Consider the following 25,306-nt stretch of genomic DNA (forward strand, 5'->3'; position numbering starts at 1 on the left):
GTGTCGCCCGCCGCTCCGACCAGCACGTCCGCGCCGCCCCCGCCCGACAGCGAGTCCGCCCCGCCGTTGCCGATCAGAGTGTCGGCGTAGGCGCCGCCGAGGACGGTATCCGCCCCCTCGCCGCCCTCGAAGTTGATCCGCGTCACCCCGACCAGATGCGTCCCGTCCGCCAGGGTCTGGTCGGCCAGCGCCAGATCCACCAACAACGGAGTCGTCGTGCCCCCGCGGAGAAGATCGTAGGGCGCGGGGGAATCGTCCGGCATCTAGAAGCCTCCAGAACGCCGCCCCCTAAGCCGGGCGGCGCGAACCACATGTCTCAAACTGATCTGCCCCCGGGGGCAGACGCCGCCCCGCCTGCAGATTTCGTGCAACGCCCCTTATGAACTCCGGGGCTCGGGCGCGAGACTCGGCGTGGTTACCGCACGGGGAAGCCGAGGGCGGAAACGGTCCTTGAGACGCAAGATAGGCTGCTCGAAATACCGCCAGGACAGGGAACAAATCAAGAAACTGAGGACCAGAGAAGACGGCCCAAGGATGATTTTAGGCAATTCGCCAAAATACTTCGTGAGTATGTCGGGAACGAAATTGTGGGTCAAGTACAGGCCATAGCTGACACGCCCCACATACTGGAGGAAACTATTGTCAAATACTTTGCCGAGGAAACCTTTGAAGCCTACCGAAGCGTTAATGATAACCCAAAGGAAGAGGACCGAGCAGGTCATATCGTTAAAGAAATAGCGGTAGGGGCCATCAGTCGAGACCGTAAACCACGCCAGCGTGGCGGTGGCGAATGCCACCGCCGCCGTCACGTTGAACAGCGCCTTGCGCTCCGAGTACCAAGAGAAGTCGTATGGCTTCCCATTTCGGCAGCAGGCGACCGCCAGAAGCGCGCCGGATCCCAGCTCCGTGGTGTTGCTGAACAGCAACGTCTGAATGGCATTCGAATCCACCCCGGCGACGGCCGCGCCAGCCTTGAACACCACGCTTCCGATAACGGTCGACATGAGGATCGCCAGCGGCAGCCAGCGTCGCGGCGTGAAGGCGATGACGAACGGCCAGAGCACATAGAACTGCTCCTCGACCGCCAGGCTCCAGAAATCCACCATCGGGTGGCCCAGACTGTTCCACACATTGCTGAGGTAGGCCGCATGCCATGGCCACGACGAAGCGATCGGCTCTATGCCGAGCACCACCAGGATCAGAATCCAGCCGTAGTAGGCCGGCGCCAGCCGCAGCAGCCGGCGGACGTAGAAATTGAGCCAGACCTGCCTGCGGCTGGTGTTGGGCGCATCGAACTCCGTCAGCAGCGAGGTCGTGATCAGGAAACCGCTGAGGCAGAAGAAAAGCCCCACGCCGAGCGAACCGGCGCCCATGGGGAAAAGCTTGTTCAGCGTCCGCCCGCCATAGTGCTCGAAGATCACCGCGCCGATGGCGAGAGCCCGGACGGTATCCAATTGAGAAATTCGCATACGCCCCCCGGGGGTCACGTCCGCGTCGCGCGGTTGCTTTCGAGCGACCGACCGTCCCATTTCGGGGCAGTCACCGGGACCTAACGCCAGATTGGCGCCAAAGTGAACGCCGGTTCGCCAGTAGAACCGGGGCGGGGATCACGAAGAGGGCCTAGGGGCAGACGCCGCCGCCCCGGCGGCCATCCGCGGGCCGCTCCAGGTCGACGACGACAGGATAGTGATCCGAACCGACGCGAGCGCCGCGCCGAACCTTTACCGCGCGCCAGTTGCACCCGACATAGACCTGATCGATCGGCATGAAGGCGAACGACCGGGGCGTCAGGAGAAAGCCGCGCGCAGGCCAGGTGGGAAGGCCCCGAGTGACGCGCGTCAAGCCAAGCTCGCGATCCAGCCGCCGGAGAAAAAAGGACCAGGGCGTGGAGTTGAAGTCCCCCAGGACGATCAAATCCGGCGCGGCAAGCCCCCGAGCGACCGCCACCAGCTGCCTGGCCCGATCCGTCTGCGCACTGGGGGGCACAGGCCACGGCAACTGGACGGCGACGACGGAGAACGAACCGGCGGCGGCGGGATAGGTCGCCCAGGCGCCGGCGAGGGGGGCCCTGGAGGCGCGCGATTTCAGTCCGCCGTGCTCAAGGGGCGGCCGCCGCGTGAGGATCGTGGTCGAGCACGGTTCGGGAGACGTGCAGGTCACGCGGTACGGCAGGGCCTTTCGAAGCCGCCGCACCAAGGGAAGATTTTGCGAGAAGGCTTCCTCGACGACGATCACATCCGGATGCTGGGCGAGCACCCAGTCGGCCGTCTCGTCGAGATCGCGATTATGCTTCCAGACATTCAGTTGCACGAGGCGGAGCCGAGCCATGGCCCCGTCGCGAACGGGCGCCGGACGGGCGGCCAGAACGTCGGGACCCGCCAGGGCCCCGGCGCAAGCGGCTATCGTCACCATCGCCGCCGCCGGCCAGCCGATACGGCGCGCTCCGCCGCCTCCCGCCATCGTCGAGACAATCGCCAGCCCCCCCGCCGCCACGCCCGCTCCGGCCCAGATCGGAAGAAGATGCGTCAGAACGTCGAGATAGCCGGAGACGGCCCCGCCCAGGGACAACAGGCCCACCGCGGCGCACGCCAGCGCCAGCCTTTCGGCGCCTCGCCCCGCCCGCCCCCAAGCCCGGCCGTGGTTGAAAGGAGAAACGGGCTTCACCGCGCCTTCGCCGAATGAACTGTCGAAAGCAGCATAGCGTCGCGCCACGAACTTATCGTCTTCTTCACAGCCTAGGCCTTAACTTTGTTGAGAGAGCGTCTGCTCTTGGTGCGGTATCGCCGCTGTGATAGCTCCAGCCCGCGTGCGCGGCGGGGCGCGCAGGCGCGATCAGAACGAGTGACAGTCATGGACGAGGAGGCGCCCCCGAAGGCAGCCAAGCCGAACGATCGCGCGTCCATCAAGCCGATGCTCGCGAAGGCCTCGATCTGGGCCCTGATCGCCGCGCTCGGGACGCAAGGCGCCGCGTTCGTCATCTTCGTCATCCTCGCGCGCCTGCTGCAGCCCGCGGATTTCGGGATGGTGGCGTTCGCGGCGCTGTTCATCGACCTGAGCCGCGGGGTCATGCTCGGCGGCATACCTGAAGCGTTGATCCAACGAAAAGACTGGAACGACGGCGCCGCAAACACCGCCTTCTGGCTGAACATCATCGCTTCAATCGCGTTCGTCTCCGTCGCCGGCCTGATCGCCGGCGGACTCATCGCCTTCACGCATCACCTCACCTTCCCCCTGGTGTTCCTGGCGCTGTCGGCGACCTTGCTCATCGACGCCGTTCGCTCCGTGCAGGAAGCCCGGCTTCGGCGAGACTTTCAGTACAAGCTCATGGCGGGCCGCACGATCATCGCCTCCCTAATCGGCGGAGTCGTCGGCGTCGGTTGCGCCCTCGCCGGGCTTGGGGTTTGGGCTCTCGTCATCAGCCGCGTGGTGACCTCCGCCGTGCAGACCCTCGTAATCTGGAACGCAACACCCTTTCAGCCGAGATTCCACCTCACGCGCGGCGAGGTTCGCCCCTTGCTCGGCTTCGGGGCGAGCGTCGTGGCCAACCGCATCGTCGGGCAGATGAACTCTCGCCTCCCCGAACTGCTGATCGGACTGGTGGCGGGCGCGAGCGTGCTGGGCCTCTATCGGGTGGGATCGCGCAGCATGAACTTCCTGACCCAGACCTTCATCGCCCCCATACAGACCGTCACGCTCTCCGCGTTCTCGCGGATCGACGGCCGTGAAGCCGTCGCCCGGGCCTACAAACGGTTCACGCAGCTCTGCGGGCTGTTCACCTTCCCTGCGTTTCTCGGTGGAGGCGTGATCGCACAGGACTTCATCGCTGTCGGCTTTGGCGAGAAATGGGCCGCCGCCAGCGCCGTCATGTCGGTGCTGGCCCTGGCCGTTGTGGCCAATACCCTGATGCAATTCTTTCAGCCCGCCATGCAGAGCGTCGGCCGTCCGCGCTCGGGCCTGAAGACCGAGGCGATCAAGCTCGCGGCGGGCGCGGTCCTGGTGGGGGGCCTGTCCACCATGGGGCCGTTGGCCGCCGCGGTCGGGGACACTTCACGGCGCTATGTGTCGCTCCCCGAGTCGTTCCATCAACTCAAGAAAGAACTCGGCTTGACCGCCCGCGAGCTCCTGGCCGGCGTCGCCCCCCCGCTGGGCGCGGCCGTGTTCATGGCGCTGAGCCTGCTGGGAATGAGAGCATGGCTGCTGGACGGTTGGGACCGACTGCCACGCCTTTGCCTCATGGGCGCCTCAGGCGTTTTCCTATACTGCGGCCTCATGCTCACGGTCGGCAGGCCGTTCATGCGCGGCATTCTGCAATCCAGCGAAGGCATGTTGCCCAAGCCGGTGACGAAGGTGCTGCTGCGGCTGTTCGGATCCGCGGCGTCTCGCTAGGCCGCATATGTAAGCGAATGGGAAGGCCTTGCGTGATAGCTCGCCTTCCTGCGACCGGTGATCATGGGATTGCGCGATGCGCGCCCCTCAGGAGCTGACGGATCATAACCGATGGTGATTTCACGCGGGAAGCTCTTCCAGATCGCCGAATATATATTCGTGATCTTCGCGCTTCTGTTGATCTCGGACGCACTCACGCCAATCCTTTATCCGGTGGGCCGCGGAGAGATAGAGCTGGGAGACAGCAATCCCGCCCGCCTGTATTGCGCCATTGTCGTCTACGCGGTCGCCGCAGTATTGTTCTTTCCTAGAATACCGACCGCTATACGCCTTCTGGCAAGACGACCAGAACTGGCAGCCATCATCATACTTTCATTGCTTTCGGTGCTCTGGAGCTCCGACATCGGCCCGGTCTTCCGGCGCGCCGTGGCGCACACCCTGACCATGGTGTTCTGCTTCTACATCATCACCCGATACACGGCTCACGAGTTCCTCAGCAGACTCCTGGTCGCTTTCTGCATCGGCATCTGCGCCAGCCTGATCATCTGTATCGTCGCGCCCGGAATCGGCGTCACCTCGGGGCGGGTTAACGCGGGGGCCTGGTTCGGGGTCTACGGCCACAAGGCCGTGGCGGGACGGGTGTGCGCGATCGCCATCTTCGTCGCGCTTCTCTACAAGCCCACCGGCAAGATGATGCACCTCGTGAGACTGACGACCATCGTCTGCACGGCGGCTTTCTGCATCATGACCCAGTCCCGCGCGAGTTGGCTGCTGGTGATCTGGGGCGGCGCCGCCAGCCTTGCCGTGAGATTCCTGCGCACGGACCGTCTGTCGGTGTCGCTGCGGATCATGATCGTCGTCGCCCTGGTCGCCTTGCTGGGCGCCGTTGGCTTCCTGACCTTCAACGATCTCATGCTGGCGTTCGGGCGGGACGCCACGCTTTCCGGCCGCACAAGCCTCTGGAACGCCGCGATTCAGGTGGCCGGCGACGAGCACCCCTGGTTCGGGGCGGGCTACCGGGCGTTCTGGCTCGGACCCGACGTGGACAAACTGCGCGTCTATCTGCCCGGCTGGGCGCGCATGCCGGCGCACGCCCACAACGGCTATCTGGACACCTTCCTCGAGCAGGGCTGGGTGGGCCTCACCCTGTTGATCTTCTTCATGCTTCGGACCTTGGCGGCCCTCAGCGTGACGTCGCTCCGGGACCCCAAAGGCTATGTTTGGCCCGTGTTCATGGTTTGCGCCTTTGTATTCATCGTCAACAATATGTCGGCAACCGTAGCCCTGCGGCATACTGACGCCGCATGGGTTCTTTTCGTGCTTGCTTCACTCTATTCGGCTGATTTTGAAAGGCGTTACAGCTATGCGGCCAAGACGCGTCAGTTCGCTGCCTCGCACGCGCTCCGCCAGTCGCGGCTGCAGCCCCAGATCGCCAACAGGCAAGTCGGATCGCCCCAATGACACACACGCTTCGGACGGCTTGCATCTCAGGCTCAAGGCTCGCCGTGTGTCCGGCGGGACATGGCTCGCCGTTGCTGAATGTTCGCTCAATAACGCTAGAGTCGGACCGCCGCCTCGAAAGTGCGCGGCCTAACCTGCGGCGGTGTGCGTGACCCGATACAAGATTGGCTTTCCCTACGTGGGCGATCGCTTCGGCGGCAGCAACATGTCGTCGTTGATCATGGCGAGCGCCCTGACCGAACGGGGGCACGACGTCGTCGTGCTCACGCATGGGCCCGGCCGAGCCTATGACGAAGCCGCCGCGCGCGGCCTCAAAACCGAAATCTTGCCCGCCCTTTCGTCGGTCAGCGGCTATGCGCGCCCCGATCGCGCACGACCCGAGCAGCTTGCCGCGTTTCCGCATTGCTGGAAGGCGATCCGTCAGCACGATCTGAAGATCGTCCACACCAACGACATGACGATCCTTCGCACCTGGGCCCTGCCGACCCTGGCCGCCGGCCGCCATTTGATCGCCCACTGGCGCACGGCCGGAAAGGCGAGCGCTTCGGTCTCGGGCAGCCTGTTGCCGGCCAAGCGGATCATCTCCGTATCCGGCTATTCGAAGGACGTGCTGCCGAATTGGCTGCAGAAGAAGACCGTCGTCGAGTTCAACGCCCTGGAGACGTTCTGGGACGAGGACCAGCGCGCACAGGCGCGCCAGTCGATCCGGACTAAACTCGGCCTGCCGCAGAACGCCGCGCTCATCGGCGTTTTCGGCAACCTGACCAAGCGCAAGCGCGCGCACGTCCTGGCCGATATCTTGAAGGCGATCGACGCGCCGATAAATAGCCGCCCGGTTTACGGGCTGGCGTGCGGTGGTCCGGTCGAGCCGGTCGATACCGATTTCGAGGAGAAGCGGGAAGCCTATGGGCTGCAGGATCGCCTGATCGCTCCAGGCTTTGTTCGTCCCGTTTTCGAATGGATGGCGGCGTGCGACGTGATCCTGGCGCCGGCCGAGCGCGAACCTCTGGCGCGCAACATCCTTGAGGCGATGGCGATCGGAACGCCGGTCATTTCATCGACGGACGGCGGCCTCGTCGAGGTCATCAAAGACAACGAGAACGGCTTTCTCCTGCCGCCGCGCGATATCGACGCCTGGGTTGCGACCGTGCGTCGGGTCCTTTCGGACACCGCCCTGGCGACCCGCATCGCGGCGGCTGGACAAGCTTCGGCGCGGGACCTTTCGGTGCCGAACCATGCGCGCCGGATCGAAGAAATCTACAGCGCGGCCCTGGCTTAAGGGACGGCTCCAGTTGATCACCCTGACCATGGTCCATCTGCAGACGCCGCTCCCCACGCCCCTGCGGGTGGACCGCCCCTGATGCGCATTCTCGGCATCGCCTCCTTCACCCACACGGGTGGCGCCCAAGTGGCGCTCCAACGTCTTGCTCGCAGGCTGCGTGAACGCGGTCACGAGGTGGAGGTCGTCTTTCTCTACGGCGACCCCGCGGAGGCCGAACCCGACATCAAAGCGCGGGTCATGGTGCACACCACGCGCCCAACCGCCGTGGACTACGCCGTCGCTTTCTTCAGGTTGATCCAGGAAATACGCGCCCTGCGCCCCGAGGCGGTCGTCGGCTTCCTGCCGCTTGCGGCGGTGCTGTCGGCGTTGGCCGCTGCGTTATGCGGCGTTCGGGTGCGCATCGCCTCGCAGAGAACACCCGGACCGACGTTCAGCGCCACCATGCAGTTCTTCGATCGGGTGGCGGGAACGCTTGGCGTCTACACCAAGATCGTGTGCGTCTCTCAGGCGGTGGCGGACTCCTTCTGGAACTATCCGCTGGCCTACCGAAACCGCCTGCGCGTGGTGAACAACGGGATCGAGTGGGTCGATGTCGGCGGCGACCGGCGCAAGGCGCGCGCCGCTTTTGGTCTGACCGACGAAGACGTGGCCTTCGTGGCTGTCGGCCGGCTCGAACCGCAGAAGAACTATGCGTTCTTGATCCGGCGTTTCTGCGCGGTGGGAAAGGGCAAGCTCTATATCGCCGGCGACGGCCGCGATGAGCCGGAACTGCGCGCCCTGATCCAGGCCGAGAGTTGCGCCGGACGTGTCGTGCTTCTGGGCTACCTGGACAAGCCGGCCTTGCGAGAACTGCTGACCGCCGCCGATGTCTTCGTGCAGGCCTCATTCTATGAAGGCCAGAGCAACGCGCTTCTGGAAGCGATGCATGCCGGTCTCCCCTGCCTCGCCAGCAATATCTCAATGCAACGGGAGACCGTGGTCGACGAAGGCGGCGTCGCCTGCGCGAAACTCGCGGACCTGCAGGATGAGACCGCCTGGGACGCCGCGATCGAAGACCTCGCCGCGAACCGCGCGGAACGCGAGCGCCTCGGGGCGGCGGGGAAGGCTCTGGTCAACCGTCGCTTCACCCTCCAGCAGATGGTCGAGAATTTCGAACGGGAGATCGCCGAATCCATTGGCGCCTAATATTCCCTCCTGGGCGGGAGACCTCCGTGTGCTCTCGGGGCAATACTAAATAAACCACGTCGGTAGAACCGGCATTAAGGAGCCCTTGCTACCGTTCTCGTGCAGATTAACTGTGCGGAACCATGGTGATGGGCACGAACATTTCGCGGCCATTGAGCGCTATGGGCCTTCTGGTTGCGATCGGCCTTGCGTCGGCGCTCCTCGCCGGCCCCGCCGCCGCGCGCCCCTCGGCCGCGACGCCCAGCCTCATGCCGTCCTACGGCGTCGCGCCGCCGCCGGCTGGCTATCTCGATTTCTGCCTGCGCTTGCCGGCGCACTGCAAGGGCCCGGTGAATGAACAGCCGGCGTCCAGCGAAGAGGCGCTGCGCCCTCTGTCTCAGAATCTCGCCGGCCGCTTCGACTGGACGACGGCCTTCGCCGCCAAGGCCCCGCCGATGAACGCCAGCGTCGCCCCCGGCCAGCATGCCGTCGCGATGAGCAACAGCCTTTGGCGCAAGCTGGACAAGATCAATCGCACCATCAACCAGAAGATCATCCCGGCCAGCGACATCGAGGCGTTCGGCGCCGCCGACTACTGGGCCATGCCGCTGACCGAAGGTCTCGGGGTGAAGGGCAACTGCAAACACTACGTTGTCGAAAAGCGCGAAGCCCTGATCAAGGCCGGCGTGCCGGCCGAAGCTCTGAACATCGCCGTCGCGCGCACGCCTTGGGGCGAAGTGCACGCCGTACTGCTGATTGAGACCCAGGCCGGCGATTATGTGCTCGACAGCCTTTCGCCCTGGATCACGCCGTGGAACGAGACCGGCTACACTTGGCTGCAACGCCAGGTGGACGGCGAGGCCAGTCACTGGGCGAAGGTCGCCTAGCCGGCGATCGTGGGCTTGCCGCTCGCCTCGGCGAGCGCTTAAGGCTGGCCCATGAGGCTGAAGCTGATCAAGACACCCATCGCGGTCGGTCCATCGTTTGCGCGGGCCCTGGCCGGCGCGACCCTTCTGGCCGCCATCGCGCTGTTCGCGGCTCGCACGTCGCCGCTAGCCCCCCCGGCCCGGCTTCTCGCGCGGGTCCTGCCGCTGCCGCAAACCTACGCCGCCTTGGCGGATCAGGCGCTCGCCGATCGGCCGGCCGACTACGCCGCCGCCCGCGCCGCGACCGAGCGTGAACTCTCGTTGGCGCCGAGCCACGCCGAGGCTTGGCTGCGCCTGGCGTTCATCGAGACGGCCGGCGCGTCCGGCCGGCTTACGCCCTCGTCCAACAATGCGCTGAAACAATCCTACCGGCTCGCGCCGATCGATGTCCGGTTCGCCAGCTGGCGGTTGAAGTTCATTCTCGAACACTGGGAGTCGGCGGACGCGGAGGTGCGGGCCGCCGCCATGGATGAAATCGGCGGGCTGTGGAGGGAAACCGCCTTTCGTCGCTCGATGCGAGCCCTGCTGATCTCGCTCGTCAATCCTGCGGGACAGATGGCGCTCAGCTTCAAGATCGCCTCGCTGGAACGACAGCCGCCCCGGCCGGTCGCCGTCCCCTAGGGACCGCGCACCGTGATCGAGAGGTCCTGTTTCAAGGCCTCGGCGGGGGGGACCAAAATGAGACATATTCGATACGGATAGAGGCGCAGTTCTTGCAGCAAGCGAAAGGACTGGAAAAGGTTGTTGTCCATAGGCACAGGTGTGCCATGAACTCGATCTTCCACGACCGTCAGGTCTCGCCGACTATCGCGGCGAGGCCGTCAGTCGTTCAGTCGCGGTTTGCCGTGCGGGTAAAACGCGTGGATAGTTCGGGCGCCGGCAAGCTTAACCAGCGCGCAAGAGACCAGGTGTGACGAAGGGGGTTTGCATGAACGGGTTCGCTTGGGGGCGTTTGGGGCTCGCGATGGCTGTCGCCGTCGGCAGCCTCTCCCTGGCCGCCTGCGCCAGCGGCGGCGCGCCGATGCAGTCCGCGGCGGCGATCGGCGAGCCGACCATCACGCCTCCCGAGTATCACCTGGGCGCGGGCGACAAAATTCGGTTAATTACCTTCAACGAACCTTCGCTGACGGGTGAATTTGACGTTTCCAGCTCCGGCACCGTGCCCCTGCCGCTGATCGGCGAGGTGAAGGCCGTCGGCTTGACGCCGACGCAGCTTCAGGATGCGGTGACCGCCGTTCTGAAGCAAGGCTACCTCAAGGATCCGCGGGTCAGCGTCCAGGTGCTGACCTATCGCCCGTTCTACATCATGGGCGAGGTCAACAAGCCGGGAGAGTATCCGTATGCCTACGGCCTGACGGTGGCCAAGGCCGTGGCGACCGCCAACGGCTTTACCTATCGCGCCGATCAGCGCCGTGTGTTCATTAAACGCCCAAACGACACCAACGAGACCGAGATGCCGCTGGACGCGAACACCTTCATTAGCCCAGGCGACACGGTGCGTATCGCCGAGCGCTATTTCTAGGTCAGTGGGAAAAGTGGGAAGCATGATCATGAGCAAATTTCGTAATGGCCTGACCGCCCTCGCGGTTGTCGCGACGATCCTTCCGCTCGGGTCCGGGGCCGCCATCGCCCAGGTCCAGGCTGCGTCGACGGGCGTTCAACCGGCCGCTGACGTGACCGGCCTTGCACAGCAGCTGCAGCAGACCCTGGATACATCGACGGCGAGCGCGGTGGCCCAGAAGCTGGATTTCGACACCGCTCGCGACCAGCACATCGACGCGATGCAGAACACCATCATCGCCGGCGGCCTGAACCCGCTGGCCGTGCAGCAGGCTCTCAACATCGTGACCGCCGCGACGCGACCGAGCCGCTCGGCGCTGGACGCCCTGCGCCTTCGCGTTGAGGCGACCGTCATGGCCTGCTACAGCGAAGCTCAGATCGCGGCCGCCCGTAAAGGCAAGCCCGAGACCCAGTTCGGCTCCTGCGCCGCCGGCCTTTCCGTGGCCGCGACGGGCGGGACGCCGGCGCCGCTGTTCGATGCCCCGAACTTCGCGGGCGTGAGCGGCGGGGCGGATTACCGAACCGGCTCCTGAAACCTAAGCCCCGGCTAAAGTAAAAATAAGGAAATAACCATTAGGTGGGGTCCGAATATGCGAACGCTAGATAGGATCCAGAATGCGTAAGACTGATACTCGTAAAGGCGCTTTGCTCGCGGCGGCCGCCCTGGTCGCCGTCATGGCTCCGGTCTTTGCGCATGCGCAGGTCGCGGCGTTCGACGAGACCGCCTACCGCGAAGGCGTCTTCACCCGTCAACGGAATGTCGGCGTCAGGCAGCGTCCGCGGCCTGAGTATTCGCCTCTTCCCAAGATGGTGGGCGGCTACCTGATCAGCCCGACCGTCAACATCGAGACGGAACTCAACGACAACATCTACGCGACGAACCAGAACGAAGTGGATGACGTCATCGTCCGCGTTCAGCCGTCGCTGGTCGCGCGCTCGAACTGGGGGCGGCACGCCCTGAACGGGTTCGCGCGCGCGAACTCGATGAACTACCTCGACAACGATCGTGAAAGCGCGACCGATTGGATCGTCGGCGGCACCGGCCGCTACGACGTCAGCCGCGAGGGCGGGTTCCAAGCCGGCGTCTCGACGGAAAAGACGACCGAATCCCGGGTCTCGTCGGGCGCGCGTCTGGATCTGGCGAGCCCCAACCGGTTCGAAGCCACGACCACCTTTATCGGCGCCACGCGCAGCGCGGGACGCATCCGCGTCAGCGGCCAGGCCAATTACCGCGCGGTTCGTTTCGACGACAATCGCGATCGCGCGACGGGCGCCGTCGTGACCCAAGCCTTCCGTGACCGCGACATCTACAACGGCGTGGCGCGGGCGGAAGTCGCCGTCAGCCCCGACACCTCCATCTTCGTCAACGCCGCCGCCAACAAGCGCGAGGGTTCGGGCGTCGTGGCCTCGGCCCGTAGTTCGGATGGCTACGACGTCACCGTCGGCATGAACTTCGATCTCGGCGGCTTGGCGCGCGGCGAGGTGAGTGTCGGCTATCTCGAGCAGGAGTACGACGCCCCCTTCGCTTCGGTGACCGGCATGTCCGCTCGCGGCCGAGTGGAATATTTCCCGACCCAGCTGGTCACGGTCACCGCGACGCTCGAGCGCGGGGTCGAGGACTCGCCGGTGGCGGACGCGGCGGGCTACATTAATACCTCGGCGATCCTGCAAGCCGACTACGAACTGCTCCGCAACCTCATCCTCACCGCCAGCGCCAACTACGGTGACGACGACTACGCCGGCATCGATCGTCGCGATAAGCGTTGGGGTGTGGCGGTCGGCGCGAACTACCTGGTTAGCCGGACGGTGGGCCTCAACCTCGCTTATCGGCACTACGATCAGAATTCCGAAGGCGCGAATTCGGGCCGGAGCTATACGGTCAACGCGCTTGTGGCGGGCCTCGCATACCGCTTCTAGATGATATTCAAACTGACTTTTCTTGCAGGCGTACCATGACCGACGAGACCATCGCGGCTCACTACCCGCGCTCCGAGGCCAACTTGGCCCCACCGCTACGCGACGAGCCTCTTGATATTCGGCAAGTCGTGTCGGTGGTCGTCCGTCGTGCGCCGCTGATCGCGGTTATCATCGTTGCGATCTTCGCTCTTGCCGTCGCCGCGCTGTTCACCGCCAAGCCAACCTATTCGGCCACCAGCCAAGTCGTGATCGAGGGCCGCTCCGAGCGGGTCATCGACATGGAGCAGGTCACGGCCGAAACGAACCGTGACAACCCCACCATCGATACCGAGGTCGAGGTTCTCCGCTCGCCCGTCCTCGCCCTCCGGGTGGTCAAGGCGCTCTCGTTGGACAACGACCCCGCGTTCAGCCCCGCGGAGAAGAAGCCGGGGCCCCTGGACGCGATCCGCAAGCTGGTCGCCGGCTCGGCGCCCGCCGCGCCGCCCCCGACGCGCGATCAGATTCAAGCGGGCATCGCCCGTCAGCTGCTGACGAATCTTACCGTCCGCCGCGTGGGCCTGACCTATGCAATCAACATCACCTACAGCTCGGAGTCGGCGAACGACGCCGCGCGCATCGCCAACGCCTTCGCCGAGCAGTATCTAGCCAGCCAGCTGGACACCAAGTACGAAGCGACCCAGCGCGCCAGCGCCTGGCTGAACTCGCGCCTGGCGGGCCTGCGCTCGCAGGTCGAAAACGCCGAGGCTCAGGTTCAGCAATACCGCGCGGCCAACGGCCTGCTCGCCAGCTCGGGCGGCGACACCCTGACCCAGCAGCAGATTTCCAGCCTCAGCTCGCAGCTGGCGACCGTGCGTGCGGACCAGGCCGAGCAGGAAGCGCGGCTGGCGGCCGCCCGTCAGCAGATGCGCGGTGGTCAGTTGGGCGAGGATCTCGGGGCCGCCTTGAGCTCGCCCGTCATCACCCGCCTGCGCGATCAACGTGCGCAGGCGAGCCGTGAAGTGGTCGACCTGCAAGGCCGCTACGGCGAACGCCACCCGGACCTTCAACGCGCTCAGCGCCAGCTCGCCGACATCGACACCCAGATTCAGGGTGAAGTCGGCCGCATCATGTCGAACCTAGAAGCCCAGGTGCAGATCGCCCGCCAACGCACGGCGTCGATTGAAGGCAGCCTCGGCGCTCAACGCGGCGCCCTGAGCACCGGCGCCTTGGCCCAGGTGAAGCTCAACGAACTTGAGCGCAACGCGGAATCGGCGCGCACGCTCTATCAATCGTTCCTCGATCGTTTCAAACAGACGACCGCCCAGCAGGGCATTGAGCAATCGGAAGCGCGGATCGGCGCCCTGGCTGTTCCGCCCAAGGCGCCCAGCGCGCCGAAGCCTGCGCTTTATCTTGGCGGTGGGCTGATCGCCGCCGTTCTGGCCGCCGCCTTGGTGGTGATCGCCGCCGAGCTCTTCGACAACGGCATCACCAGCGAGGTCAATCTCGAGACTCGCCTGAAGATCCCGTCGCTCGGAGCCGTGGCCGACCTCGCCTCCCTGCCCAGCAATGAACGGTCGGGGAAATCGCATCTTTCGCCGGCGACGTTCATTATCGAAAAGCCGCTGTCGAGCTTCGCCGAAGCCTTCCGCGGCTTGGCGGCGAACCTGAAGTTCACCCAGGAAGGCCGCCCCGCCCAGGTCATCGCCGTCACCTCGGCCCTTCCGGGCGAAGGCAAGACCACGACCGCGCTTTGCCTGGCCCGCAGCATAGCTCAATCGGGCGAGCGGGTTGTGCTGGTCGACTGCGACCTGCGTCGTCGCGCGAAGAACGCGCCCAGCGCCGATCAACCGGTCAGCGGCCTGCGCGAAGTTCTGGAGGGCGACGCCACCCTGCAGCAGGCCATCGTCAAGGATAGCCAATCCAGCGCCTATCGCCTCGCACGCTCGGGCGCCGACCGCGAGGTCGCCACGGATCTGCTCGGCGGGCCTGAGATGGACAAGGTCATCGAGGATTTGCGCAGGCACTTCTCGGTGATCATTCTGGACACCGCCCCGGTGCTGGCCATCGCTGAAACCCGGGTTCTGGCGACCAAGATCGACGGCGTTCTTTTCCTGGTGCGGTGGCGGAAGACTCCCCACCAGGCGGCGGCCATCGCCCTGAAGAGCCTGCAGGCCGTGGGCGCCAACATCATCGGCGCCGCCCTGACCCAGGTCGACATGCGGGAACAGCGCCGCACCGCCTTTGGAGACGCCGGCTATTACTACGACAAGTACAAGACCTACTACACTTAGGCGGCGGCGCGCCTCCAACAGGCGCGATCACGTCTGGATGGTTCTGGAACGGCGAGCGCTCCTGGCGCTCGTCGTTCTTGTCTTTGCGGAACACCTTCTCCTCGGTGCGGCCAACCCCAGCGTCGCGCTGCTGTTCGCGGGCTGCCAAGCCGGCGGATTGCTGTTTTACCTCTCGAGCGCGAAGGGGCGGCGCACCCTGAGTCACCTGCGTTTCGACCCATTGATGCTGGGCGCCTTCGGGCTGGTCGTCTTCCTGGGCCTTGCAAGCGCGGCCCCAGGTATCGGTTGGGCGATGGAGCCGCATCTGGCGCTGACCGACACGGTCAAGCTTTGCGGGTTGGCCTGCCTGTTCGTATCCGCCGCCCTGGCGCTCAGCTCCCGACGACGGGCCCGCCAGCTCTTCGCACTGCTGCTGCGCGGAAGCCTTGTCTATCTGGCCCTGGTGCTGGCGCTCTACGCGGCGGCGCCCACCCACCTGTACGGCGTCGAGAAGTTCACCGCCGAGTCCCGCTTCACCGCGAGTTTCATCAGCGCCAACACCGCCGGAACGCTCTCGGCGGCGTTCATGCTGATCGGCGTGACCCTCGTGATCCGGCGCATGCAGAAGACAGCGGCGGATACGCCGTCGCACAACCTCTGGCGCGACTTCCTGGTCCGCGGTTGGCCCGACGCCCTGGCCCTTCTGGCGGCCATGACCGCCCTGCTGCTGACGGGTTCGCGTTCAGCCTCGGCCATCGGTCTCGTCCTGCTGATCGGATTGCTGGCCTTGGCGGCGAAAGACGCCGACAGCGGCTGGCGGAAGCTTCGCAGCCTGATCTACTGGATTCTGCTGGCGGGCGTGCTCATCCTCATCGCCAATGTCGGCGGCCTGGGTGCGCGCTTCGCCCGTGTGGCGACGGACGCGCCGCTGCGGGGCGAGTTGCTGAGGGTTCACTGGAACGCCTTCACCCAGTCCCCACTCCTCGGGCACGGAGCAGGCGCGTTCGAACCGCTCAACCGCGCCGCCGTCACGCCGGACAATCTGGAACTGCTGCCTACGGTCGGCGCGGTCCATAACGTCTATCTGCAATGGCTCGAACAGTCCGGCGTGATTGGGGCCGGCGCCATGGCGATCTGCCTCGCCCTCGTTCTGAAGGCGATCGCGATGGCGTCGCGTCGCCGCTGGACGCGGCGATGGACAGGGTTGATCCTGGCGATCAGCGCGCTTTTCCTGATGCACGGCTTTACCGACTATGCGCTGGAAATCCCCTCGATGAGCGCATTCTGGACCTTGCTGCTGGGAGCAGGCTTCGGCCTGAACGCGACACGGCGCTCGCGTAGGCGGCGGTCGACCGCCCCCGCGGAGGCCGCCCAGTGAAAATCCTGTTCTGCCACAACAACATGCCCGGCCAGTTCAAGCATCTGGCGCGCGCCTTGGGCGAGATGGCGGAACACCAGGTCGCCTTCATCACCAAGCGCCGCGACGTCGAAATTCCAGGCGTGCACAAGCTCGTCTACGAACCGCACCGGGCGGCCGCCCCCCAGACCCACCATTATGTCCGGCTGCTGGAGAACGGCGTGCTGAACGCGCAGCAGGTTGCGCGCTTCTGCCAATCGCTGAAGGACATCAACTTCTACCCCGATGTGGCGGTGGTCCATCCGGGCTGGGGCGAAGGCCTATTCCTGCGCGAGCTGTTTCCTGAAACCGCCATCGTCAACTACTGCGAGTACTACTACCAAGCGCGCGGCGGCGACGTCGGCTTCCTCGCGCCCGCCGAACTCGACGATGTCTGCCGGCTGCGGATCCGCAACGCTCACCTGCTGCTCGCCCTGGAGGCCTGCGATGCCGGCTGGAGCCCGACCCACTGGCAGAAGAGCCGTCACCCGGCGGATCTTCGACACAAGATCCGGGTGATGCCCGACGGCGTCGACGTCGATCTCTGCCGTCCCGATCCTACCGCCACCCTCAGCCTCCCGACCGGCGAAACGCTTCGCCACGGCGATGAGGTCGTCACCTTCGTGGCCCGCCACCTGGAGCCCTACCGCGGCTTTCACACCTTCATGCGCGCCCTGCCTCGCCTACTGGCCGCGCGGCCCAATGCTCGGGTGGTGATCTGCGGAGCGGAGACCGGCGGTTATGGCGCGGCGGCCCCCGATGGCCAGACCTGGCGCAGCCTGCTTGAGGCCGAGACCGGCCTGGATTCATCGCGCGTGCACTTCGTCGGCTGGATCGATCAACCGACCTATCGCGCCTTGCTGCAGGTTTCGGCGGTGCACGTCTATCTGACGGTCCCCTTCGTCCTGTCGTGGTCGTTCCTCGAAGCCATGGCCTCCGGCGCCGTGCTCGTCGCGTCGGATACGGCGCCGGTGCGCGAAGTGTTGGTTCACGGCGACAACGGCTTTCTGACCGATTTTCATAGTCCGGAACGACTCGCCAACGACATCGTCGAGGCCTTGGACCACCCCAGACGTCTCAATGTATCTCTGGAAGCGCGGCAGACGATTGTCAGGGATTATAATCTGACAAAGGCGCTGCCCGCGCAGATCGCCATGCTTCACGAAGTGGTCGGCGCACGCCGCCGTTTCATGGATTCGACGCCTTAACGCTTTGTCGTAGCGATGGCCGTCACTTGCGCCTTGCCGGGCGCGCACCCCGCGACCCTGAGGAAGCAGGCCCGGCCGGCGGCTCCAAGGCGTCTGCAAAAGGCGTCGGCGACGGAGCGGTCCGCGAAGCCGGCGGCGAGAACGCGGTAGGCGGTCCGCCCCTCAACCTTGGCCGTCTGCACCGCCCATTGCGCCGGCGCGGCCGGAAACAGGGCTTCGAGCTCCGTCTTGGCGCGGGCCGCATTGACGCCATCGGGAAAGGCGCCGGCCTGGACCGCGCAGACAGCGATCGGCGCAGAGGTCGCCGCCGCCTGGCCGACAGAAGCGACCGGTGAGGGGCGCGGCGTCGCAGCAGCAGGAGCAGCAGGAGCAGGCGTCGCGCCCGGGGACGCCTTCGCCGCCGGTGACGAGGCCTCCACCTGACTCTCGGAGACGGCCGGTCGGAGCACTGGGGCGGCGGCCGGCGGCCGCGGCGTGGCGGCCAGAACCCCGACGGTGGGCGTGCGGTCGTTCATCGCGACGGGAGCAGAAGGCTTGCCCAACGATGCGCCGGGCGGACGGCTTGGTGACGCGGGCGCCGGGACAGATGCGGCAGCCGGCGCGCTGTCCAAGGCCAGATCGGCCAAGGTCAGACGGCCGACGGCCTGCAGAAGGGTCATCCGCGCCACATAGGCGTCGCGCTGAGCCGTAGCGAGGGAAATGCGCGCCGACAGCACATCCTGCTGTAGATCGAGCACATCGAAGGTCGATCGCAGGCCGGCGTTGAGTTCGTACTCGCCGCCGCGATAGGCGGTGTCAGCGGCTTCCACCTGTTGCTTTGAGCTCTCGATGATCGCGTCGGCGGCCTGCATCCGGTTCCAGGCGTTGGCCGCCCCCTCTCGCGTGAGGCGTTCGCTGCTGTCCTGCGAGGCCAGGGCGCTGCGCTCGGCGGCTTCGGCCTGACGGACGCCGGCGTTTACCGCCCCGCCCTGAAACAGCGGCACGCGCAGATTCAGCCGAACGCCATAGCTGTCCTGCTGCTGGATGGCGCCCGCGAGGCCGTTCGCCCCAATCGAATAGCGATTGTTCGCCCGATCGGCGCTGGCGTCGAGGCTGAGATAGGGCATGCGCTCGGCCTTTGCCCGCCGGATCGCCGCCTCGGCCGCGGTCGTGCGCGACTCGGCGGCCTTGATGGTCGGCGCGTTACGCAAGGCAATGGCCTCGGCCTCCTCGGCCGAGGCCGGCAGGCCCGGCAACGGCGGCGTCGGCGCTAGCGTGCCAGGCGCCTGGCCGACAATGCGGGCATAGGCGGCTCGGCTGACCGCCAGGTTCGCTCGCGCCGCTTCGGCGCCCGATCGCGCTTGCGCGAGGCGCGCTTCCGTCTGGGCGATATCGGTACGAGTGACTTCGCCTTCACGAAACCTCGCCTGAACGCCGGTCGACTGTTTGCGCAGCGCCTCGATGTTCTCCAGGCGATTGGCGAGAATGGCCTCATCACGCAGGATATCGGCGTAGGCCGTGATGGCCTGACCGAGAACCAACTGTTCGGTCTGGCGCAGGTCGAACTCGCTCGCCTGGGCGTTGGCCTTGGCGCGTCGAGTTTCCTGGCTGATGCGGCCGCCGGCGTAGAGCGCCTGGCTGACCCCAAGCTGCAGCGCCGAGTCCGTTTGCGACTGGCTGGTGTCCGCGGCCGAGCCGCCGCCGTACTTCAGATTGATCTGGGTCTCGCCGGCCGAACTGGTGAACGTCGCCTGCGGCAGGCCGGGCGCCCGGGCCGCGTCCACGCCGGCCGTCGCGGCCGCCACCTGGGCGCGCTGATAGGCCAGATCGGGATTGCCGCGATAGGCAAGTTGCAGGGTGTCGGCGAGCGTCTCAGCGCGCGCCTGCCCGGTCACCAAGGCGACCGCCGCCAGTAAAGGGATCAGGTTAGCGTGTGGAGTCATCGCATTTACCTTTGGTAACCTGCGAATCTCCAGCGACCAAGCCCCATCGAGGGGCTGTCTACAGGTGCGGCGCACACACCGGCAAACAGCCCCGAAGCGATGCAGTAAAGTCTGGGATCAGGCCGCGACAGGCGAAGCGCGACCGATCGAGGCGTAGGTGAAGCCGGCGCGCACCATTTCGTGGGGACGATAGATGTTGCGCAGATCGACGACGACTGGGGCCTTCAGCAGGCCCTTCAGGCGATCGAGATCGAGCGCCCGGAACTGATCCCATTCAGTGAGGATCAGCAGCACGTCGGCGCCTTCAGCCGCTTCGTAGGGGCCAGCGGTGAAGTTGACGCCCGGGAGCATCTTCTCGGCTTCATGACGCCCCTCGGGATCGAAGGCGTTGACCACCGCGCCGCGGGCCTGCAGCGCAGGCAGGATATCGAGGCTCGGCGCGTCGCGCATGTCGTCGGTGTTCGGCTTGAAGGTCACGCCCAGCACGCCGACCGTCTTGCCGTTCAGATCTTCGGAACCCAGAACCGCAGCGACCTTGTCGGCCATCGCCTTCTTGCGCGCTTCGTTCACCGCGACGGTCGTCTCGATGAGCTTGGTCGGCGCGCCGTAGGCCGCCGCCGTCTTGACGAGCGCCAGGGTGTCCTTCGGGAAGCAGCTGCCGCCATAGCCCGGACCGGCGTTCAGGAACTTCGAACCGATACGCTTGTCCAGGCCGATGCCGCGGGCGACCTGCTGCACGTCCGCCCCGACCTTCTCGCAAAGGTCCGACATCTCGTTGATGAAGGTGATCTTCATCGCCAGGAAGGCGTTGGCGGCGTACTTGATCAGCTCGCTGGTGCGGCGGCCAGTGAACACGATCGGCGTTTCGTTGAGCGAAAGCGGCCGGTAGAGATCGCGCATCACCTGCTGGGCCTCTTCGTCGTCGGTGCCGACGACGACGCGGTCGGGACGCTTGAAGTCCTCGATGGCGGCGCCTTCGCGCAGGAACTCGGGGTTCGAGACCACCGCGAACCGGGCGTTCGGATTGACCCGCTTGATGATGGCCTCGACCTCGTCGCCCGTACCGACCGGCACGGTCGACTTGGTGACGACCACCGTGAAGCCCTCGATCAGGCCGGCGATTTCCTCGGCGGCCGCGTAGACATAGGACAGGTCGGCATGGCCGTCGCCGCGACGCGTCGGTGTGCCGACCGCGATGAACACCGCGTCGGCTTCCTTGATCGCCTGAGCCCCTTCGAGGGTGAAGAACAGACGCCCTTCGCGCACGTTCCGCGCGACCAGATCATCCAGACCCGGCTCGAAGATCGGGATTTCACCGCGTTCGAGACGTTCGATTTTCGAAGGGTCCTTGTCGATACACGTAACAACGTGGCCGAAGTCTGCAAAGCAGGCCCCCGACACTAGACCGACGTAGCCCGTACCAATCATTGCAACGCGCATAGGTGTGACCCACGATTATTAGATTTAGCCGCTGTCTTCTAGACGAGCGGCATGGGGATGGACATAGGCAAGGTGCGTCGCCGCAAAAATTTTGCTGCGGCGCCACATAAAAAGCGAAACGCCATACGCTCGGGCACGGCCGAGCCCTGCACAATGCGTTCAAAAGATGACTTTTTGACTGACGAACAGCGCGCCTTTCCAGCCTCCGGAGCCAGAGCTTGGCTCATGCGGCGGCGCGGAATGGGCCGCGCTCTCACCGAGCCACCGCCAACATTTCCTCATAGCGATCGAGATAGGCGGTCTCGCTGAAATCAAGCCCCCGCGCGCGCCGCTCGGCTGCGGCGCCTTGGGGATCGACGGTCCGGGTCGACTCCAGAATCGACGCGGCCATCGCATCGACATCGCCCACCGGCGTCAGGGTTCCGAAGCGTCCATCGCGCAGAATTTCCGCCGGGCCGAAGGGACAGTCGGTGCTGATGACCCGGGTCCCGAGCGCCAGGGCCTCAGCCACGACGATCGCGAAGCCTTCGAAATCCGAAGCGAGCACCAGAGCGTGAGATTTGGAGATCCAAGCGTAGGGGTTGGTCTGGAACCCGGCGAAGAAGACGTCGTCCTGAACCTCCAAGCTCGCCGCAAGGTCCCGTAGCTCCTGCTCCAAGGCCCCCGCCCCCAGCAAGACCAGCCTCATCGGGACGTGACCGCGAGCCTTGGCGAACGCCCGGATCAGCAGCTGGGGATTCTTCTGAGGCTCCAACCGGTTCACGCTGATGAAAACCGGCGGCTCCCCCGGCCTGAACCAGGCATGGTCGATGGGGGCGCCGGCGATCTCGAGAACCCGGTCGGAAACCGCGGGATTGTAGACGACGCGCAACTTCTCGGTCGGCACGCCGATGGCGGCATGGGCGTCGTCCGCGACCCCTGACGAGACGGCGGCGACAAATCTGGCCCGGCGGTAGAACACCGGCGCCATCTCGTAGACGGTTCTTATCCAGTCGCGCTTGGTCTGCAGGGCCCGCGTGTAGGTGTTGTGCTCGGTAGCGATCAGCGGCGCCGGGTTGAAAGCGAGGATCAGGGCTATCGCCGTCATCACGTTGATGAAGGTCTGGTGACCGATCACCGCCTCAGGTTTGGCCCGCCGCAGATACCGCGCGATCTTGAGGAAGATGAAAGCGCGCGCGCCGCCCAGCTCCACGATGTTGATGGAGCGATTGAGCTTGTCGAGCACGGGCCCCTTCTTGCGCCACAGCAGGAGGTCAACGGTGTAACCGCGAGCCTCCAGCCCGTTGACGAGCCGCGCTGTCGCCAGCTCCGCCCCGCCGCCCGCCATGCTGAGGCAGATCACGGCGATCCGTTTGCCCTTGGGCTGAGTTTCGCTCATCCGGGATGCCACCGTAGGTCAGGTCTGAGGGTCGCCAAAATCCGGCTTGCCGGGGGAACTACATCGGCTACGAACGCCATTCACCCTGCGGTGACGATAGCGGGCTCGGCGTCTTGCCCTACCTCCGGGGGCAGGTCTCCTTCGACGATCTCTTCAAAGGAGCCGACGCGCACGATCCGCCCCGCCTGGAGTTCGACAATCATGTCGCACGAGGCCAGGGTGCTCAGCCGGTGGGCGACGACGAGCATGGTCAGGTCGCGGCTGAGCGAGTTGATCGAGGCCATCACCGCCGTTTCAGTGGCGCTGTCGAGCGCGCTGGTCGCTTCGTCGAGCACGAGGACGTCGGCTCCCTTATACAACGCGCGCGCGATCCCGATGCGCTGGCGTTGCCCGCCCGAAAGCCGGACGCCGCGTTCGCCGACCCGGGTCTCATAGCCCTCCGGCAGGGCTTCGACGTAGTCGGCCAGTTCCGCCTTGCGGGCAGCGTCGCGAACCGCGTCCATGTCGATATTCTTGGCCTCCTTACCGAAGGCGATGTTGGCGGCGATGCTGTCATCGACCAGAAAGATGCTCTGCGGCACGTGAGAGATGTTCATCTGCCAGGAGGAGCGGTTGGCCGCGTTGATCGCCACGCCGTCGATCTTGATGGCGCCGGCCGAGGGGTCGAGCAGACCCATGATCAGGTCGATGGCCGTACTCTTGCCGCTTCCGGTCTTGCCGATAAAGCCGACGCGCTTGCCTTTGAGAATCTGCAGGTCGACGCCCTTCAGCACAAGATCGGCTTCAGGCGTGTAACGGAACGACAGGTTGTCGAGCGTGATGTCTTGCTTGAACGCCATTCGCTTCGGCGGCGGTCCCTTGTCGACCTTCACGGGGCGGTCCAGCAGGGTGAGCACGTCCGCTACATCGCGATGGCCGCCCAGCGCTTGCGACCAGGACAGGAAAACCTGCTGCAGGAGGGGCATCAGGCGCTGAGCACCGAGCGCGAGCGCACCGAGCACCGGGATCGCCTGCAGCAGGCCGCCTTGGGTATTGTTGAGAATGATCGCCATCAGAACTATCAGGCTCATCCCGACGGATTCAATGATGTAGCGCGGCGCTGCGCCGATGAAGGCGTTCGTCGCCTGGGCGTCCTTCAGGATCGTGTCGATGCGGTTGAACTTAGCGAGGTAGACCGGTTGCGCCTGGTCGAGGATCACATCCCTGATGCCGCCAAGACCTTCTTGAATGGTCTGGAAACGCTGCGTCTGGCTCTTGGCGATCTTGGTGCTGTTCGACTTCAGGCGCTTGCGAGTAAGCAGTGTGACGAGAAGGTAGATGCCGCCAAAGCCGAAGGCCGCCGAGAAGGCGATCGTGAGGTTTACCGCCATCATGGCGCCGACAATCGAAACCGCGATGACCAGCGAGGATACGCCGATCATCAGCGGCTTGATGACATTGGTCACCACCGTATTGACCTTCTGAATCCCCGACAGCGATACACTGCTGTTCTGAAGCGCGTGCTCGCTGTAGGGCATATAGAGTGTCTTGGTGTAGATCTTGATGCTCAAGTCGTGGCCGATCCTGTGCGCGAACTTGTTGTTCACATAGGCCAGCGCGATGCGGATCACCCCCGACGCGATCGCCACGAAGCCGAAAAGACCGGCGATCGGCATGAGCAGTTGATGCGGATCGGTCCAGCCGAAGACATCCATGACCCAGGAAATCTTGGGGTTTTCCGCCACCAGCTTGGGGTTGGTCATCAGCGCCAGGAAGGGAACGATCGCGCCGATCGTGACCAGTTCGGCGAGGGCCCCCATGAGGATCAGGACCATCACCCCCAGCAGCTGCAGCCGGCGCTTGGCCGACAAGTGACCGGAGAGCCGGACGAGTCCATGGAGCGTGTTGTTGTCACTAGCCATTTAGGAGAACCATTGCCCCATATACATTGGTCGCCGCATCATACGGCGCATTAAACGCGCAGTCCCAAGGCGTGGCGCATGCCGCGACCTCGTCACCAAATCCGATCCGCCACAGCTGCTTCCGCTCACTGTTTCGAGAAGGAAGCCATGAGGCGGTGATACCGCTCAACCCCGAATGCGGTCGCGCCCGCCCTTGCGAGCAAGGACCCGTCGTTACCCTTCAGGCCCAGATCCCGGCTCCGCTTGAGCGCCGCGCGCCCGAAGGGAAGGTCGCCGAGCCTGAATGCTTTCTTGGCGTTGCGGTATAGATAGCGCGCTAGCAGATTTCGCTTCTCTTGCTCGTCAAACAGGGAACTTTCGACCTGGAGCAGCTTATCAGCGACCACGAGCAGCGGCGTATAATCGCTGCCCGCCGTGATACGATACTCAGCCGCGTGCTGAAAATAGACGCCGGCTCCCCGCCGGCAGGTCGCGATCTTGGCGCCCCGCAGAAGCGCCCGCAGGACAAGCTCGCCATCTTGAACGCGCTTGAGACCCTCGTCCCATCCATCGATGCCGCGGATGAAGTCAGATCGCCAGAGGACCGAGCAAGGCGGGATGGATTTCTGCTCGATCAACCAACTCTCGAAAGCGTGCCTGGGCGACCGGAACTCCGGCAGGCGTCGGTCGCAGGCGTTGGTGTCTTCGTTCAGCTTGATCCAGGGCGCGAAGGCCACATCGGCGTCCGAGCTGCGGAGGGCCTCCACCAGGCTGGCGAGCACCTCGCCGCTCAGATAGTCGTCGCTGTCGAGAAACATGACGTAGGGCGAGGTGGTTCGACCCAGACCGAAATTCCGGCTGTAAGGCGCGCCGCGATTCCGGTCGTTCATGAAGACGGAGATGCGAGGATCGCTGATCGCCTTGAGCAGGCTTTCTGTCTCAGCGGAGTTATCATCGATCACCACGATGACCCGGGCCCGGACCCCCGGCTGTCCCAACACCGACATGACGGCGCGCTCGATCGTCCCCACCGCCTTGTAGGAGGGGATGACGACCGTGAGTTCGCTCGAGACCGGTTCGGCCTGCTGCATGGGACGCAATTTCCTTCACATCATCACGGCCGGGGCCGCAGACTGC

General features: G+C 65.2%; 19 protein-coding genes and 1 pseudogene. 12 read left to right on the forward strand and 8 right to left on the reverse strand.

The features are described from left to right. The 3 genes and pseudogenes from ACFLIT_RS06330 to ACFLIT_RS06340 all read right to left on the reverse strand — a co-directional run. Positions 1-263 (reverse strand): annotated as a pseudogene (locus ACFLIT_RS06330) (hypothetical protein); the annotation flags it as partial. A gap of 114 nt (positions 264-377) precedes the next feature. Next, positions 378-1,469, reverse strand: coding sequence for an acyltransferase family protein (locus ACFLIT_RS06335; RefSeq protein ID WP_479910365.1), 1,092 nt, complete (start codon positions 1,467-1,469; stop codon positions 378-380). Positions 1,470-1,620: 151 nt separating this feature from the next. After that, positions 1,621-2,712 (reverse strand): endonuclease/exonuclease/phosphatase family protein, encoded by a 1,092-nt coding sequence (locus ACFLIT_RS06340; protein WP_479910366.1) that lies wholly within the window; start codon positions 2,710-2,712, stop codon positions 1,621-1,623. Positions 2,713-2,850: 138 nt separating this feature from the next. Here ACFLIT_RS06340 and ACFLIT_RS06345 point away from each other — a divergent pair, with 138 nt between their 5' ends. The 12 genes from ACFLIT_RS06345 (at position 2,851) to ACFLIT_RS06400 (ending at position 17,549) form a co-directional block, all read left to right on the forward strand. Then, positions 2,851-4,386, forward strand: a complete 1,536-nt coding sequence (locus tag ACFLIT_RS06345; protein ID WP_479910367.1) for a lipopolysaccharide biosynthesis protein — start codon at positions 2,851-2,853, stop codon at positions 4,384-4,386. A 111-nt stretch (positions 4,387-4,497) separates the two neighbouring features. Further along, complete coding sequence (locus ACFLIT_RS06350; protein ID WP_479910368.1) at positions 4,498-5,847, forward strand: O-antigen ligase family protein; 1,350 nt, start codon at positions 4,498-4,500, stop codon at positions 5,845-5,847. A gap of 205 nt (positions 5,848-6,052) precedes the next feature. Further along, a complete protein-coding gene (locus ACFLIT_RS06355) occupies positions 6,053-7,126 on the forward strand; it encodes a glycosyltransferase family 4 protein (protein ID WP_479910751.1) in 1,074 nt (357 codons plus the stop codon). A gap of 81 nt (positions 7,127-7,207) precedes the next feature. Further along, positions 7,208-8,314, forward strand: coding sequence for a glycosyltransferase family 4 protein (locus tag ACFLIT_RS06360; RefSeq protein WP_479910369.1), 1,107 nt, complete (start codon positions 7,208-7,210; stop codon positions 8,312-8,314). A gap of 161 nt (positions 8,315-8,475) precedes the next feature. Continuing rightward, positions 8,476-9,180: a transglutaminase-like cysteine peptidase gene (locus ACFLIT_RS06365; protein WP_479910370.1), complete on the forward strand. Its 705-nt coding sequence runs from the start codon at positions 8,476-8,478 to the stop codon at positions 9,178-9,180. Positions 9,181-9,231: 51 nt separating this feature from the next. Then, the gene (locus ACFLIT_RS06370; RefSeq protein WP_479910371.1) at positions 9,232-9,840 is read left to right on the forward strand and encodes a hypothetical protein; all 609 of its coding nucleotides are present in this window, start codon (positions 9,232-9,234) and stop codon (positions 9,838-9,840) included. Positions 9,841-10,183: 343 nt separating this feature from the next. Next, positions 10,184-10,741, forward strand: a complete 558-nt coding sequence (locus ACFLIT_RS06375) for a polysaccharide biosynthesis/export family protein (protein ID WP_479910372.1) — start codon at positions 10,184-10,186, stop codon at positions 10,739-10,741. 28 nt (positions 10,742-10,769) lie between these two features. Beyond that, positions 10,770-11,312 carry a hypothetical protein gene (locus tag ACFLIT_RS06380; RefSeq protein ID WP_479910373.1) on the forward strand — a complete coding sequence of 181 codons (543 nt, stop codon included), beginning with the start codon at positions 10,770-10,772 and terminating at the stop codon, positions 11,310-11,312. 82 nt (positions 11,313-11,394) lie between these two features. Then, entirely contained in the window at positions 11,395-12,696 is a 1,302-nt protein-coding gene (locus ACFLIT_RS06385) for an outer membrane beta-barrel protein (RefSeq protein WP_479910374.1), read from the forward strand. 35 nt (positions 12,697-12,731) lie between these two features. Then, a complete protein-coding gene (locus ACFLIT_RS06390) occupies positions 12,732-14,966 on the forward strand; it encodes a GumC family protein (RefSeq protein ID WP_479910375.1) in 2,235 nt (744 codons plus the stop codon). A 37-nt stretch (positions 14,967-15,003) separates the two neighbouring features. Next, positions 15,004-16,323 (forward strand): O-antigen ligase family protein, encoded by a 1,320-nt coding sequence (locus ACFLIT_RS06395; RefSeq protein ID WP_479910376.1) that lies wholly within the window; start codon positions 15,004-15,006, stop codon positions 16,321-16,323. Next, positions 16,320-17,549 carry a glycosyltransferase family 4 protein gene (locus ACFLIT_RS06400; protein ID WP_479910377.1) on the forward strand — a complete coding sequence of 410 codons (1,230 nt, stop codon included), beginning with the start codon at positions 16,320-16,322 and terminating at the stop codon, positions 17,547-17,549. The genes ACFLIT_RS06395 and ACFLIT_RS06400 overlap by 4 nt, the downstream gene beginning before the upstream one ends. Here the strand turns inward: ACFLIT_RS06400 and ACFLIT_RS06405 are convergent. The 5 genes from ACFLIT_RS06405 to ACFLIT_RS06425 all read right to left on the reverse strand — a co-directional run bounded on the left by ACFLIT_RS06405 (position 17,546) and on the right by ACFLIT_RS06425 (position 25,260). Continuing rightward, the gene (locus tag ACFLIT_RS06405; protein WP_479910378.1) at positions 17,546-19,471 is read right to left on the reverse strand and encodes a TolC family outer membrane protein; all 1,926 of its coding nucleotides are present in this window, start codon (positions 19,469-19,471) and stop codon (positions 17,546-17,548) included. The genes ACFLIT_RS06400 and ACFLIT_RS06405 overlap by 4 nt on opposite strands. Positions 19,472-19,588: 117 nt before the next feature. Further along, entirely contained in the window at positions 19,589-20,911 is a 1,323-nt protein-coding gene (locus ACFLIT_RS06410) for a UDP-glucose dehydrogenase family protein (RefSeq protein ID WP_479910379.1), read from the reverse strand. A gap of 253 nt (positions 20,912-21,164) precedes the next feature. Further along, positions 21,165-22,289 (reverse strand): glycosyltransferase, encoded by a 1,125-nt coding sequence (locus ACFLIT_RS06415; RefSeq protein WP_479910380.1) that lies wholly within the window; start codon positions 22,287-22,289, stop codon positions 21,165-21,167. A gap of 80 nt (positions 22,290-22,369) precedes the next feature. Further along, positions 22,370-24,190 carry an ABC transporter ATP-binding protein gene (locus tag ACFLIT_RS06420; RefSeq protein WP_479910381.1) on the reverse strand — a complete coding sequence of 607 codons (1,821 nt, stop codon included), beginning with the start codon at positions 24,188-24,190 and terminating at the stop codon, positions 22,370-22,372. 125 nt (positions 24,191-24,315) lie between these two features. After that, positions 24,316-25,260, reverse strand: a complete 945-nt coding sequence (locus tag ACFLIT_RS06425; RefSeq protein ID WP_479910382.1) for a glycosyltransferase family 2 protein — start codon at positions 25,258-25,260, stop codon at positions 24,316-24,318. Positions 25,261-25,306 lie beyond the last annotated feature (46 nt).

The organism is Caulobacter sp. HJHS_5, assembly GCF_056683955.1.